Source organism: Novosphingobium rosa NBRC 15208 (assembly GCF_001598555.1).
GTDB classification, from domain to species: Bacteria; Pseudomonadota; Alphaproteobacteria; order Sphingomonadales; family Sphingomonadaceae; genus Novosphingobium; species Novosphingobium rosa.
The window spans coordinates 15,032-28,323 of record NZ_BCZE01000067.1 but is presented as its reverse complement, the minus strand read 5'-3'; the positions used below and the strand labels follow the sequence as shown (position 1 = coordinate 28,323).

The window sequence follows — 13,292 nt, the reverse complement described above, 5'->3', positions numbered from 1 at the left end:
GGCCCATCGGTCTGCCAGAAAAGGGTTGGGGGTGGGGTTAGCGCACCAGGCGGTGCGCCTGGATAACCTCGTCCAGCTGGCTCTGCATGATGCGGCCGTCGCGGATCAGGCCGCGATCCTTGCAGCAGTGCAAGATGGCGGTCATCGTGTTGTCGCCCATGCCGTAGCCGTCAATGACGGCGCAGGCGGCAGGGAGGGACAGGCTGGCGTCCATGGATCAGGCCTCCTCGGTCATGTCTTCGAAGTCGAAGTTCCAGCCGTTGACTTTCAGCATCTCGCCCTCGTTCAGATCGTAGGCGCCGAAGGCGCTGTCATAGTCTGTGCCAGGGCGGATCAGCAACTCAAGATCGAGCGTGCCGGTGGTGGCGAATACGGGCTGGGTATAGCCTGCTGCGATGGCCTGATCTTTGGTCATGTGAATGGTCCTTTCGTGACCCATGGCGCGGCCTGTGCCGGCACCGTTGTATGTGTAAATATATTGACACATAAAATCGCGTCAAGCGGAAAAATGAAGGCGCTTGAAATGGCAGATAACAGCCATGTCAAGTCCCTAAATATGCCCGCAGCAGCGGCGAAGCCGATGCGGTGCGCGGGCATTCATTATCGCTCCCCTGGCCCCGTGAGCGATCGCCTGATGTGGGGCCTTCAGCATGCCGCCTGGCGCCGACATGCGAGCGCAGCGGAGGCGCAGCCGGAGCGGTGCGCGCTCGCTCCTTTGTCACCCCGGCCCGGGGGGCTAAGCGATGCTGTGGTGGCTCCAGCGGGGCCTGAGGCAGGCTTTGTCTTGCCCCCGACCCGTGGCCATGCCAAGAGGATAGCCGTCCATGGTTTCGGCCCGTGCAGGGTCAGGGGTGGGGTTGCGGTGCAACCCTCGGTGCAACCATGGCGCAACCTCCAAGTCATTGCTTTTTCAGCTTTTTTCTCGCCGGTTGCGGAGTTGCGCCCGCTGGCCTCGCGTGATGTGCGCGTGCCTGTGTGTGCGTGCACATGCGCATATACGCGAGGGGAAATTACCGCAACTCCGCAACCATTCAAAAATATCTATATGTATGAGTTAGATAGAGGTTGCGTTGCGGTTGCAGTGAAGGTTGCGGTGCAACCGTCCATTCGCACCATGCAGCCCGCCAGTGCGCATGCCGCTAGAGTGAATATTCTGGCAGGGCGATATGCCTTCGGATCTCGCCTGCCTCACTCATGGGGCCGGATCAGGGGCTTTGGACAGGGGCAGCGCGGCGAAACTTTTGGGCTGCGCGGCGCTGGCGGCCGGGCTGGTGGCACGGTGGCGGGCGGCTCGACCTGGCCGCGCGAGAATGGCGGATTTCTGCGGTTTTCGGCGATGCTGGGCGCGCGTGTTGGAAGGGTGATGTTGGAAGGGTGGCGGAAAGGCCAGCCTTATCAGGCCTCTGCGCGGTCTGGGCACATGCTTTCCAGTCTCGTGCCGCACCCCGCCTGGGCGCGCGCGGACGGCCCCCGGGGGGTCGATCTGGCCGCGCCGGGGGCGGGCTCCCCCAACCGCCGCGCCGATCTCGTCGCCCGCTGGCGCTCCCGATTTTCTGAATTTGGTTTGCCCTGCTCATCAGGGGATGCCGCCCTTGCCGAGGACGCGGAATGTGGTGGGCCCACGAACGGGTCGGGGTGGGGCGCCGCGAATGTGGTAGGTTGGGCGACGGGTCGGGGTGGCATCCTGCCGGTGCGTTCCGTCGCGTGTCAGACGATGGGAGGGTTCCGCTAACGTGTCAAACCCCGATGATGATTTCTCCACCGAGGTTGCCCAGGAGGCTCTGGCGGATGCCAAGCGCCTGGTCGAGGACGGGGCCAGGGCAGAGGCGCAGCAGCTGGAGCTGCTGGGCGTGCCTTCGCCTGAGGCCGTGGCCGAGGCGCGCCAAGTGCTGGGGCCGAATGCGGGCGCTCTGGCGGTCACAGCCGAGGCGCGCCGGCGTGCTGGGCGGCCCAAGGGCGCCAAGAACCGGCGGACCAATGACTTCCGCAACTGGCTGCTGTCGCTGGGCCATCAGCACCCGGCGGTTACCCTGATGCAGATCCAGGGCACGCCTCCGGAACTGCTGATGGCGGCATCGCGGCGCGAATACCTGCGCAAGGACAAGAACGGCGTGGTCTTCACCCATGTCGAGGAAATGTCATACGATCGGGCGCAGGCGCTGCGGACGCGGTGCGCCGAAAGCGTGCTACCCTTTGTGGAAAGCAAGATGCCCACCGCGATGGATATGAGCTTCTCGGGCGTCTCCGATCTGATCATGGCGGGCGTCACCCATACCGACCAGGAGGTGCAGGATATCCTCGACGCGGAGTTCATGCCTGTCGAGGATTACGATGACGATGATGGCTCCGATGGGGAGCCTGGCTGATGCAGACGAAAGCCCAGCGCGCGGCGCGCAAGTTGATCTCGCCCGGCCCCGTCGCGGATCAGTTCATTCGCAGCAGGGCCTTCATCTGCGGGATCATCGGGCCGGTGGGCAGCGGCAAGACGATGGCCGCGCTGCAGAAGGCCTTGCGCATCGCGGCGCAGCAGCTGGGCGTCGTGGATGACAACGGCATTATCCAGCGCAAGGCACGCATCGGCGTGATCCGCGAAAGCTATCCCTCAATCGACAGTACGATCCTGAAGAGCTGGTTCAACATCGTGCCCAAGGAAGAGGGCAAGTTTTCGGCCAAGGCGCCCTACACGCACATCTTCCGCAAGATCCTGAAGCGCAATCCCGAAACCGGCCAGCCCACCGATATCCTCAATGTGGAGATCGAGTTCCGCGCGATCGGCGATCAGAGTGTGGAAATGGCCTGCCGTGGCTGGGAAGTGAATGTGGTGGTGGTGGACGAGGCGGATATCCAGCCTGCCGACCTGGTGCCCTTCCTGACCGGCCGCGTGGGCCGCTTCAGCGATCTGGACCCGTCGCTGGTGGTCGACCCCACCATCATCCTGTCGCTCAACATGCCCGACATCGAAAACCATATCTATGTCCTGCTGATGGATCGGGATCTGTCCGGCCTGTCGGATGAGGATAAGGCGGAGCTGGAAAAGGCGCTGAACGGGCGCCCGCTGATCGACTGTTTCGTGCAGCCTGGCGGCCGCGAACCCGATGCGGAAAACCTGCATAACCTGCCCGGCGGGCGCGGTTATTACATTTTGCAAGTGGCAGCAAATCAACACAAACCCGGCTATGTCGATCGCATGGTCGACAACAAGCCGGTGCCGATCATGTACGGCCTGCCGGTCAATCCCGACTTCGTCCATCGTGAGCATGTCGCATCCGTGATGTGGGACAAGCGGCGCAAGCTGATCTTCGGTGTTGACCAGGGATTGTTCGCTGCAGCGGTGCTGCTCTACCGAAACGAGCTGGGGCAGATCCGCGTGCTGGGCGAGGTTGTCAATCTGGCGCCTGACGGCAAGAGCCTGCTGAAGGTTGGGCCGACTGCCTTTGGCAAGAAATGCCGCAACTTCCTCATGGAGCGTTTTCCCGGCCTGCACCCCGACCAGATCCGGGTGGTGGGCGATCCAGCCATGTTCGCGGCCAATGACCGCGAGGATGATGAACAGGATTGGCGACTGGCCTTCCAGAAGGCGCTGGGCTTCCCGGTGTTCCGTGCAAAATCCAACCGGCAGGGCCTACGCAATGAGGCGATCTGGCGGGCGCATAAGGAACGCGGCGGCTATCGCGTCGATCCCTGCTGCCGCACCCTGATCAAGGCTCACGTGGGCGGTTACCGCTATGCCAAGCAAACGCTGAGCACCGGCGAGACGAAGGCCAATCTGGAGATCGCCGAGACCATCTACCACAACGTGGCCGATGCCGAGCAGTATGCCGCGCTGGAAGGCGAGAATGTGATCGCGGAGATCCGCGGGCATGTCGGCAACGCCCAGCGCAAGGTCACGGTGGTGACTGACTATGACCCCTTTTCCACTCTCAACTGAAGGAGATAGACATGGCCGCCTTAGCGCCCGTTGCAATGATCATCAGTGCGGCCGCCGCCGTTGGATCCACCGCCTATGCCATCGCGGGCAGCGGGCAGAAGATCAATCAGCCGGTGCTGCCCGTCACGCGCGATGACGCCAGCACTTTGCTGCAGGCGAATGACCAGCTGGCCGCCCGTCGCGGCGGAGCCAGCGATATTTTGAACGGCGATGCCGGGATCACCCAGCAGATGCCTGGGCCCAAGACTGTGCTGGGGAATTGATGATGCCCAAGGAAAACCCGATGTTCGCCGCCCTGCAAAAGGCCGATGTCGTGATCACGGCCATCGCCGGCGACATGCACCTGGCGGCATGGCCCAAGGTGATTGCCAAGCCAGAGTTCTGGAACCTGGCATGGCCGGGCGGTGCCATGCTGGAAATGCGTGTCGATCTTCCCCCTTTTGAGGGGAAGGAGCCGGTGACGATCACAGCCTTCGAGCTGCGGGTGAAACAGCTCAAGGTCGATGTGATCCCGCCCGCGCCGATCGTGCTGGAGCCCTACACGCAGATGCAGCTCAACCGGTTTCTGGTGGTGCCCAAATGGCAGTCCGAAACCGATCCTGAAACCCAGCCCTGAAAGGATCTGCAATGCCCGACCTGCGTGACGAGGTGGGCGCGATCCTTTCGCGCCATGAGGAACTGAAAACGAAGCGCTCTTCTTTCGAGGCTTTGTGGCGCGAATGCGAACGCTGGGTTGATCCGCATCAGGAAGGTGGCTTTTGGCAGCGCACTCCGGGTGGCCAGCGCGATGCCCATATCACGGATGACACCGCGACGCTTGGCCTGGAAACCTTCGTCGCGGCCATGGATGCGATGCTGACGCCTGAGGGGGAAAAGACCACACCTCTGACCACCACCGATCAGAGCCTGAACGAAGATCCGGCCATGAAGCGCTGGCTGGTCAAGGCATCGGATCGGCTGCACGCCTGCCGCAACGCCCCGCATACCGGCTTTGCTGCGCAAAGCCCCCTGCGCTGGCGCATGCTGGGGCTCTATGGCGGCCAGGGCTTCTGGACCGATGACAACATCGGGCGCGGCCTGTTCTATCAGTCGGTGCATCCTTCCGAATTGTTTGTCGATGATGATTTCAAGGGCACCACCGATACCATCCATCGGGCGCGGTGCCTGAAGGCGCGCCACATCGCCCAGATGTTTCATGACGATCAGCTGCCCTCGCGCGTTCGCGAGGCGCTGGCGAACGACAAGCCGGACGATCAGTTCCACCTGATCCAGGTGCTGCGCCCCAATTCCAAATGGGAGCCCGGCCGCATCGATGCGGGGCGGTTCCCGATCCAGTCGATCTACATGCTGGAAGAGGGCAAGGAGCTGATCGCGGCGGGCGGCTATCGCACCATGCCGCTGTCCTTCTCGCGCTACGCGCTTTCGCCCAACAGCGTTTATGGCATCGGCCCGTCAGGCAAGACGATCGGCAGCATCAAGATGCTGAACATGATGGAGCGCGATGTCGTCAAGGCGCAGCATATCGGCCTTTCTCCCCCGATCCTGATGCCCAGCGACGGTACGATCAACCGCATGGAGATGACGCCCGGGGCGCCGATCCCGGGCGGTATGGAAAATGGCAGGCGCATGATCGAGCCCTATATGGCGGGCGTCAACATCTCCTACACCGACAAGATGTTCGAGCGGCGGCAGATGGTCGTGAATGCGGCCTTCCTCGTCCATGTCTTCGCGATCATGAACGAGCCGATCGACCGGCAGACGGCCACCGAATTTCTGGGGCGCAAGCGCGAGGCCATGTTGCTGCAGGCACCCAATGTGGGCCGCCAGATGCAGGAAGCGCTTGGCCCCCAGGTCTCACGCGAGCTGGATATCCTGATCCATGCCGGCCAGATTGATCCGCCGCCGCCGGTGTTCCATGAGGCTGGCGCCGGTGTTGCGGTGAAGTTCGACAATCCGCTGACGCGGGCGGCGCAGGCGGCCGATGCCCAAAACTTCATGAGCGGGCTGCAGATGCTGGAGCCGGTGGCGCAGGTCGATCCATCTGTCTTCGATGTGATCGATACGGATGCGGCGCCGCGCGGGATCATGGAGTCTCTGGGGGTGCGTGCCGACTGGATGGCAACGCCCGATCAGGTGGCCGCCAAGCGCAAGCAGCGGCAGAGCAACCAGGAGGCCGCGCAGCTGGCCGATGCTGCGCCCGGGGCCACCCAAGCCATGCTCAACATGGCCAAGGCGCGCCAGCTTTCGGGGGCGGCGTAGTGGCGCGGCGCAACGCATGGACCGTGATGCGCGCCAGCGTTCATATCTGGCGGCGGCGCAAGTATTACTTCGGCCTGGTCTTCGACGCCGATCAGGAAGGCGCCCATGGCCTGGCCGCAGAGCGCGTTCTGGCGGCGCTGCGCGACTATTGCATGGCCAGGAGCGCAACAGTGGGTGACACGCCAGAGGCCACATACCGCATGATCGGGCGGCGCGATGTGTGGCTATTCATCCAGGCCAATCTGAATTTCGACGAAACGCAATACAGGGATTTTTTGGAGACGCATGATGAATACTTCGGGGAATGATGGTGGTGCGGGCAGCCATGGTGGCCAGGACGGCGGCGATAGCGGCGGGGCTTCGTCGCTGTTCGCGGATGCTGGTGCGGGTGGCGGCGCCGGCGCCGGTGATGGCGGTGCTGCTGCTGCAGGCAGCGGCGCTGGTGGTGGCGCTGGTGGTGGCGATGGCGGTGCTGGCGGCCAGGGCGGTGGTGAGGCGCTGACCTATGCCGACTGGATGATGTCCTTTTCGGACAAGGCTGGCGAGGATGGCGGCTTGAGCCCACGCGATTGGGTCGCCAAAGCCGGTTTCAAGGATCTGGACGCGGTGGTGCATTCTGCGCGCGAGGCGCAGCGATCGCTGCGCACCGCTTTCCCGGCCGAAACCGATCCGCCGGAAAAGTGGGCGCAGTTCTGGACGAAGATGGGGCGCCCGGAAACCGCCGCCGGTTACGAGATCAAGGCGCCCGAAGGTTTCGAGGTGAATGACGCCTTCACCGGGCGCTTCCGCGACAAGCTGTTCGAGATCGGGGCCAGCGGCAAGCAGGCCAGCGCCCTGGTGGATTGGTACAACAGCGAAACGATCAGCAGCCTGCACGGGGAAGCACAGGCACAGACCGCGCAAAAGGCCGCCCTGCGCAGCGAATGGGGCGGTGAGTTCAACGCCAAGATGGAGGTGGCGCGGCGCGGCATGACGGTTCTGGGGATCGACAATGCGGTGCTGGATGCCTGGGGGCGCGGTGCGGGCATCGACACCACCATCAAGGCCCTGCACAAGCTGGGCAGCATGACCAGCGAAGATATGCTGCGCGGGGTGGGCGCTGGCGGCGGCCAGGGCTTTACCCTGTCGGAAGGCGACGCCCAGGCGCAGATGGATGCCTTCAGCAAGAACCCCGATAAGGTCCGGCTGCTGCGCAATGGTGACGCCTCGGTCAAGGCGGAGCAACAGCGCCTGATCCAGCAGCTTGCCGCCGCGCGTGACGCCAAGCGCAAAGGCGGTTGATGATGGGCTTGACGGGCGCCGGTTCCCGATGGGATAAGGCGCCCGTCAACAGCTGGCCTAGCCGCCCCATAAGCGGCCCCGGCGCCCCGTGGTGGGATCACCCGTCGAGCGGACGATAAGCGCTAGAAACGGCCCCGCGTTGCTGCGGCCTAGCCTTTCGATCTGATGTTCCTCATCATGTCGGGAGGCCGTTATGGTCGATCAGGTCAATACGACCGCAGTTGTCACGTATGAAAGCAATATGCGCATGGCTCTCCAGCCCCAGGGCGGAGACCTGATGGGTCTGTGCCTGGAGCAGGATCTCGAAGGCGAGCTAGCCGAACTGGACGATATTTTCGGCGCGGCGGATACCGAAACCATCCGCGACCGCCATGTGCCCATCACGCCGACCGAGGCGCCGCAGGACCGCCTCTGGTTGGGCAAGCCCGATCCCGATTATTATGACCGCCCCGTCAACAGCCAGGACAAGCTGATGGCGCGCGTGCAGCTGACCGGCGGTTATGTGATGCAGGGCAGCGCGGCGATCCGGCGCTACTGGGATCGGCAGTGGATCAACGGCTTCTTCGGGCCGCGCCAGACCGGCAAGAAGGGCACCATCGTGGTGCCGTTCCCCAGCGGCCAGGTGGTGCCTTACAACACCGGTTTCGGCGCCGGCGGCACCTATCGCCACAGCGTGGAAAAGTGCCTGATCGCGCGCGAGATCCTTGGCCTGGGCAACGTCGATTATTCCGACACGCTGGCCTGCATGATGATCACGCCCAAGCAGGAAACGGATCTGCTGCGCGAAGTGCAGGTGACCAGCAGCGAGTTCACCGCGATGGGCGGTCGCATGTCGAAAGACAACAAGCACCTGGTCTCCTTCCTGGGCTTCGAAATGGTGAAGAAGAACCTGGGCGATCCGCTCTATGCCAACAAGGCTCCCACCACCGGGGCCGATGCCGGCGGAGGCACGTCGCGCCGCCTGCCTTTCTGGGTGAAGGAAGGCGTGGCTGCGGGCTGGTGGGAGCGCCTGTTCACGGACATCTCTGTGCGTGCCGACCTGCATTACGAGCAGCAGGTCTATGCGCGCAGCTGCGTGGGCGTGACCCGCACCCAGGACGGTTACAGCGGCTATATCGAGTGTCGCGAAGGCTGACCTGACGGCGCGCGGCATCCGCGCGCCGCCCTGCAAGTCCCACACAATCGGGAGATTTTACAATGGCAAAGGGTTATTCGCTTCAGGCGCTGGGGGTGTTCGATGGCACGGTTCCTGTCCTTATGGGTGACGGCGCCATCACTGGTTCGCGCGCGCGCCGGTCCAGCATGTTCATCACCGGGGCCTCGTTGGTGTCGCAGGCCGTGGGCGCCGTCAATGACACGATCGTGCTGGGCTCCTTCCCGCGCGGCGCGCTGTTCAACAGCATCAGCTTCCAGTCGGATACGGTCTTCACCGGCTGCACGCTGCAGTTCGGCACCGCCTCCAATCCGACGAAGTACGGCTCGATCGCGGCGCCGGCGGCGAACACGCTCTACACGCTGCGGCCCGTGGCGGTGCGCATGGCCGGGCAGTACGCGGCCGAGGAAATCATCGTCGTCACCGTGACGGGTGCGGCGGTGCCGGCTGCCTTCAATGCCGAAATGGAGCTGTCGTTCCAGTCGGTCAACTGACCGGCGCGGCATTTCGCTGCCCTGCCTGATCGGGCGGGGCAGCACCCTCCCCTGCACAGGAGCCTGTCATGGCCCAGATCTATGTCAAAGCATCGCTGGGCATGCAGCCCAAGGATTTCACCACGGGCACCGGCGCGCCCGCGATCGCATCGGGCGATGTGGCGCTGACCTTCGATCCCGCGCTGCCGATCCGGCGGGGCGATATGGAGGTGATCATCGAGCGGCTGCGCCAGTACATCATCTCGCACAACTTCCCGCCGGCGTAAGGGGCGCGCTATGGCTTCGCGCCTGACGATCTTCCAGCTGGTCGCCCAGCACCTGGGGCAGGATGAGGAAATCCTCGATCCCGATGATGACACCAAACTGATCCGCGCCTGCAAAGTGGTGTGGGATATGGCGCGCCGCGCCGCCCTGCGCGGCAACAACTGGAATTTCGCGGTGCATCAGGGGCGGCTGGCCCCGATGAATGAAGCCCCCCTGCACACCTGGCGCCACAAGTTCATTCTGCCGGACGACTTCGTGCGCCTGGTGGATGTGGTGGGCAGCATGGCCGACAGTCGGGATTGGGTGCTGCAGGGCGGCGTGCTGATGGCCAATCGCGCGCCGCTCGATATCCTCTATGTGCGCGATGAAACCAATGTCGCCCTGTGGGATGACAGTTTCGCCGAGAACATGTCTTGGAAGCTGGCGGCGCAGATCGCCATCAACATCACCGGCGACGCCAATGTGGCCGAATGGTGCGAGAAGAAATTCCAGGGCGGATCCGGCGAGGCACAGGCGATCGATGCGGTGGAGAACCCTCCGCAGGAGTTCGACACGGATAGCTGGCTGAATGCTCGCTGGATGGGCGGCGGCGGTGGCCCGCTGGCCTACGGCTTCCACGGGCGGTAAGGCATGCCCACCCACAACCTGATCCAGAATTTCAATGGCGGCGCCGTCTCAAAGCGCCTGCATGGCCGTACCGATGCTGCGATCTATGACATCGCCCTTTCGGAAATGGTCAATTTCGCGCCCACGGTGGAAGGGCCCGCACTCAAGCGCAGCGGCTCGATCATCGCGGCGGAGGCAGCACCCACGGCATCCAACCTGATGCCTTTCGAATTCAATTCGAAACAGGCCTATGTGCTGGAATTTGGCAATGGGCAGGTGCGGTTCTACAGCAACTCCGGTGCGCTGATCGTGGATGGGGTCGGCGCGCCGATCGTTCTGGCTGTGCCCTATGCCTTGGCCGATGTGCCGCAAATCGATTACCAGCAATCGGCCGATGTGCTTTACTTGGCGCATCCCAATTATCCCTTCGCGAAGATCTCCCGCGTGGGGGCTGCGGCCTTCACCTATGAGACGGTGACGCTGAGTGGCGGCCCATTCCAGGATCAGAATTCAGACCGCACCATCACGATTGCTTCCGAGGGCGGAACCGTTGTTGGCAATGTGGTGACGCTGACGGCCAGCAGTCCCATCTTCCTGCCGGGCCATATCGGCGGCCTCATCCAGCTCCAGGCCGTGGATTTCGAACCGTTCCCGCTTTGGGAGCCGGGCATGCATTCGGGCACCGGGAATGCCTGGCGGTGGGAAGGCCAGATCTATCAGAATGTGGATGGCACGATCACCGGGCAGACCCCGCCCACCCACACCTATGGCATTGCCCAGGACGGATCACGGACCACCGATGTCAACGGCAATGCCTATGGCGTGGCCTGGAAGTATCTGTGCGATCAATATGGGCAGCTGCAGATCACGGCCACGGGCAATGCCAGCGGCGCATCGAACACGGCCACCGCTACCATCGTGCGGGCGCTTACCCCGGATATGACAACGCCGGATCGCGCGACCTGGCGATGGAGCTTCGGGCGCTTTTCGGCGCAGAACGGCTATCCCAAGCTCGTCAAGATCTGGAACAACCGCATCGTGCTGTTCACCGATTTCGAGGTGATGGGATCGGTTGTCGGGGATTATTACAACTATTCGGCTTTTGACGACACGGGGCGGCAGGATGCCGATCTGGCTTTCCGCTTCCGCATCACGGGCGCCAATCCGATCAATTGGGCGGTAGTGGATCTGCAGCTTCTGCTGTCCACCGATCGGGCGGAATGGACCATGGGCTCGCTCAACGCGCAGACCGGCCCATCTGCCACCAACATGCAGATCACGCGGCAAAGCACCTATGGCTCGGTCCAGATCCGCCCGATGCAGATCGGCTTGCGCACCATCTTCGTGCAGCGCGGCGGGCGCAAGCTGCGCTCCGCCGGGTATGAGTATACGCAAAACCGCTACACCGCGCCCAACCTGGCCGTGTGGTGCCGCAACCTGGTGCAGGTGGGCATCCAGCGCCTGGCCTATCAGCAGGAAAGCGAGGAAACGCTCTGGGCACTGCGCACCGATGGCCGGCTGCTGATGCATGCGGAAAGCGCCGATCAGCAGGTGAAGGGCTTTGCCCAGGCCAACATCGCGGGCTTTGCCGGGGCCGATGCGGTGGTGCTGGATATCTGCTGCATCCCGGCCCCTGCAGGCGCGCCCGATATGCTGTGGATGCTGGTGCAGCGCGGCAATCTGAAAACCGTGGAGTATCTGGCCGACTGGTGGACCGATGAAGCGCCCATCACCGATGCGCGCTTTCTGGATGGCTCGATCATCTATTCGGGGGCACAGGCCACGGTGATCGGCACCGGGGGCACGGGCTTCCCCACCAGCTGGGCAGGGCAGAGCGTGGCGGGGCTGCTGGATGGCCAGTATGCGACTGGGCTGGTGATCGCCAGCGATGGCAGCGTCACCTTGCCCTTTGCGGCATCGAACGTGGTGCTGGGTCTGTTCTATCTCTCCTGGATGGTGGGCCTGCCTTCGAAGCTGCCCGCGCGTAGCGGCGGCTTTCTGGAGCTGCTGAAGCGCCGCATGAAGGCGGTGGTGATGCGCGTGGTGGATGCGGGCGCCGTCTGGTTCGGATCGCAGGGGGCGTCGCGCCTGGAAGAGATTTTCCGCCGGCAGGCCTCGACGCCGATGGATACGGCATCGCCGCTGGCGCAGGGTTCCTCCGATGAAATCACGGCCGGTGGCAACACCGATCGGGATGGCCAATGGCGCCTGGAAAGCCGCGCCCCCCTGCCCGCCACCATCAGCATGGTGCGCAGCTTCTTTCAGCCGGAGGACAAGGATTGATCACCTTCGTGCCCCTGCGGCCCCATCACGTCCCGCGCATCGATCTGAACCCCGATCAGGCCGGGGCCTTCGGCGTCTGGACGCCGCAGTTGACGCAGGCCTATGCGGCCGAGCTGATCAGCACCGGGCCATGCTGGGCCGGGATCAGTGCGCGCGGCCAGGTGGTGGGCGCGGCGGGGTTCAGCCGGATCTTCGAAACGCAGGCTTCGGCCTGGGCCCTGATGGGCAATGGCCTGGGCGAGCATGCCCGGGCGATCATCAGCTTTGTGCGCTGGCAGATGGCGGTGGCGCCGTGGCTGCGCATCGAGGCGGTGACGCGGGCGGCCTGCCCGCATCAGGGGCGCTTTGCGCGGGCCTGTGGTTTTTCGCAAGCCGCGGTGCTGCGCAACCACGGGCCATCCTGCGAAACGATGGTTTTGTTTGAGGTGGTGAAGCATGCAGAGCCTCGGTAGTGGAAGCGGGCTTGGCGCCTTTACAAGCGGCCTGGGCCAGGTGGCGCAGGGCGTTACCGCCTATCGCGCGGGCATGGCCAATGCCCAGATCGCGGATCAGAACGCCCATATCGCGCTGGTGGATGGCGCGCAGGCGCAGGCCAGCAGCAATGCCCGCTATCGTGCGGCGATCGGGGAGCAGCTGGCGACACAGGGCGGCAGCGGCTTCCAGATGGGCACCGGATCCATGCTGGACGCCATCAACCAGAGCCGCATCAACCAGACCTTCGCGGCGATGCAGATCAGCCAGCAGGCGCAGAACCGGTCGCTGGCCTATGGCAATGAGGCCTCCGCCGCGCGAGCATCGGCGACCGGCAAGCTGATCGGCGGCATCATCAACGGCACCAGCGCCTTTCTGGGGCGGAAGATGGATTACGCCAATGCCAATGCGGGCGCCGGCTATGGCGATCCGAACGATGCCAGCGGCGCGATCACGGCCACGGCGATGGGCACCGGCGACGCGCTGGATCGGCAGATCGGCATGGGCATGGGCAACCTGTGGGGCACCGCAGGCGCCATCGATCTTTAAGGGG

Annotated in this window: 17 protein-coding genes; 15 read left to right on the top strand and 2 right to left on the bottom strand. The window is 63.9% G+C overall.

The features are described from left to right. Positions 1-37: 37 nt before the first annotated feature. Together SR3_RS31520 and SR3_RS22485 are read right to left on the bottom strand one after the other, a co-directional pair. On the bottom strand, positions 38-214 hold the full coding sequence (locus SR3_RS31520; protein WP_157099042.1) for a hypothetical protein: 177 nt from the start codon (positions 212-214) through the stop codon (positions 38-40). A 3-nt stretch (positions 215-217) separates the two neighbouring features. After that, complete coding sequence (locus tag SR3_RS22485) at positions 218-415, bottom strand: hypothetical protein (protein ID WP_068090919.1); 198 nt, start codon at positions 413-415, stop codon at positions 218-220. 1,318 nt (positions 416-1,733) lie between these two features. On the opposite strand from SR3_RS22485, the gene SR3_RS22480 reads away from it, so the two are divergent. The 15 genes from SR3_RS22480 (at position 1,734) to SR3_RS22410 (ending at position 13,288) form a co-directional block, all read left to right on the top strand. Continuing rightward, positions 1,734-2,366, top strand: a complete 633-nt coding sequence (locus SR3_RS22480; protein WP_068090917.1) for a hypothetical protein — start codon at positions 1,734-1,736, stop codon at positions 2,364-2,366. Then, entirely contained in the window at positions 2,366-3,928 is a 1,563-nt protein-coding gene (locus SR3_RS22475; protein ID WP_068090915.1) for a hypothetical protein, read from the top strand. The genes SR3_RS22480 and SR3_RS22475 overlap by 1 nt, the downstream gene beginning before the upstream one ends. Positions 3,929-3,939: 11 nt before the next feature. Then, positions 3,940-4,191, top strand: coding sequence for a hypothetical protein (locus SR3_RS22470; protein WP_157099041.1), 252 nt, complete (start codon positions 3,940-3,942; stop codon positions 4,189-4,191). Continuing rightward, entirely contained in the window at positions 4,191-4,544 is a 354-nt protein-coding gene (locus SR3_RS22465) for a hypothetical protein (RefSeq protein WP_068090911.1), read from the top strand. Before SR3_RS22470 ends, SR3_RS22465 begins: the two co-directional genes overlap by 1 nt. Positions 4,545-4,555: 11 nt before the next feature. After that, positions 4,556-6,187 carry a portal protein gene (locus tag SR3_RS22460; RefSeq protein ID WP_068090910.1) on the top strand — a complete coding sequence of 544 codons (1,632 nt, stop codon included), beginning with the start codon at positions 4,556-4,558 and terminating at the stop codon, positions 6,185-6,187. Continuing rightward, a complete protein-coding gene (locus tag SR3_RS22455) occupies positions 6,187-6,495 on the top strand; it encodes a Bbp19 family protein (RefSeq protein WP_068090908.1) in 309 nt (102 codons plus the stop codon). The genes SR3_RS22460 and SR3_RS22455 overlap by 1 nt, the downstream gene beginning before the upstream one ends. Beyond that, complete coding sequence (locus tag SR3_RS22450; RefSeq protein ID WP_068090906.1) at positions 6,492-6,689, top strand: hypothetical protein; 198 nt, start codon at positions 6,492-6,494, stop codon at positions 6,687-6,689. The genes SR3_RS22455 and SR3_RS22450 overlap by 4 nt, the downstream gene beginning before the upstream one ends. A 53-nt stretch (positions 6,690-6,742) precedes the next feature. Next, the gene (locus tag SR3_RS22445) at positions 6,743-7,468 is read left to right on the top strand and encodes a hypothetical protein (RefSeq protein ID WP_157099038.1); all 726 of its coding nucleotides are present in this window, start codon (positions 6,743-6,745) and stop codon (positions 7,466-7,468) included. Positions 7,469-7,661: 193 nt separating this feature from the next. Then, positions 7,662-8,603: a phage capsid protein gene (locus SR3_RS22440; RefSeq protein WP_068090903.1), complete on the top strand. Its 942-nt coding sequence runs from the start codon at positions 7,662-7,664 to the stop codon at positions 8,601-8,603. 62 nt (positions 8,604-8,665) lie between these two features. Beyond that, complete coding sequence (locus SR3_RS22435) at positions 8,666-9,115, top strand: hypothetical protein (protein ID WP_068090901.1); 450 nt, start codon at positions 8,666-8,668, stop codon at positions 9,113-9,115. Positions 9,116-9,183: 68 nt separating this feature from the next. Beyond that, positions 9,184-9,381 carry a hypothetical protein gene (locus SR3_RS22430; RefSeq protein ID WP_068090899.1) on the top strand — a complete coding sequence of 66 codons (198 nt, stop codon included), beginning with the start codon at positions 9,184-9,186 and terminating at the stop codon, positions 9,379-9,381. Between the two features lie 10 nt (positions 9,382-9,391). Further along, positions 9,392-10,006 carry a hypothetical protein gene (locus SR3_RS22425; RefSeq protein WP_068090897.1) on the top strand — a complete coding sequence of 205 codons (615 nt, stop codon included), beginning with the start codon at positions 9,392-9,394 and terminating at the stop codon, positions 10,004-10,006. A 3-nt stretch (positions 10,007-10,009) separates the two neighbouring features. Further along, positions 10,010-12,268, top strand: a complete 2,259-nt coding sequence (locus tag SR3_RS22420) for a hypothetical protein (protein WP_068090896.1) — start codon at positions 10,010-10,012, stop codon at positions 12,266-12,268. A gap of 8 nt (positions 12,269-12,276) precedes the next feature. Further along, complete coding sequence (locus SR3_RS22415; protein WP_157099036.1) at positions 12,277-12,720, top strand: hypothetical protein; 444 nt, start codon at positions 12,277-12,279, stop codon at positions 12,718-12,720. Continuing rightward, positions 12,704-13,288 carry a hypothetical protein gene (locus SR3_RS22410; RefSeq protein WP_157099035.1) on the top strand — a complete coding sequence of 195 codons (585 nt, stop codon included), beginning with the start codon at positions 12,704-12,706 and terminating at the stop codon, positions 13,286-13,288. Before SR3_RS22415 ends, SR3_RS22410 begins: the two co-directional genes overlap by 17 nt. Positions 13,289-13,292 lie beyond the last annotated feature (4 nt).

Bases quoted from the DNA above. Each gene is read 5' to 3' on its own strand.
- SR3_RS22465 (WP_068090911.1), top strand. From the start codon at position 4,191: ATGATGCCCAAGGAAAACCCGATGTTCGCCGCCCTGCAAAAGGCCGAT.
- SR3_RS22475 (WP_068090915.1), top strand. From the start codon at position 2,366: ATGCAGACGAAAGCCCAGCGCGCGGCGCGCAAGTTGATCTCGCCCGGC.
- SR3_RS22425 (WP_068090897.1), top strand. From the start codon at position 9,392: ATGGCTTCGCGCCTGACGATCTTCCAGCTGGTCGCCCAGCACCTGGGG.
- SR3_RS22430 (WP_068090899.1), top strand. From the start codon at position 9,184: ATGGCCCAGATCTATGTCAAAGCATCGCTGGGCATGCAGCCCAAGGAT.
- SR3_RS22485 (WP_068090919.1), bottom strand. From the start codon at position 415: ATGACCAAAGATCAGGCCATCGCAGCAGGCTATACCCAGCCCGTATTC.
- SR3_RS22440 (WP_068090903.1), top strand. From the start codon at position 7,662: ATGGTCGATCAGGTCAATACGACCGCAGTTGTCACGTATGAAAGCAAT.
- SR3_RS22450 (WP_068090906.1), top strand. From the start codon at position 6,492: ATGATGGTGGTGCGGGCAGCCATGGTGGCCAGGACGGCGGCGATAGCG.
- SR3_RS22470 (WP_157099041.1), top strand. From the start codon at position 3,940: ATGGCCGCCTTAGCGCCCGTTGCAATGATCATCAGTGCGGCCGCCGCC.
- SR3_RS22420 (WP_068090896.1), top strand. From the start codon at position 10,010: ATGCCCACCCACAACCTGATCCAGAATTTCAATGGCGGCGCCGTCTCA.
- SR3_RS22460 (WP_068090910.1), top strand. From the start codon at position 4,556: ATGCCCGACCTGCGTGACGAGGTGGGCGCGATCCTTTCGCGCCATGAG.
- SR3_RS22410 (WP_157099035.1), top strand. From the start codon at position 12,704: ATGCAGAGCCTCGGTAGTGGAAGCGGGCTTGGCGCCTTTACAAGCGGC.
- SR3_RS31520 (WP_157099042.1), bottom strand. From the start codon at position 214: ATGGACGCCAGCCTGTCCCTCCCTGCCGCCTGCGCCGTCATTGACGGC.
- SR3_RS22435 (WP_068090901.1), top strand. From the start codon at position 8,666: ATGGCAAAGGGTTATTCGCTTCAGGCGCTGGGGGTGTTCGATGGCACG.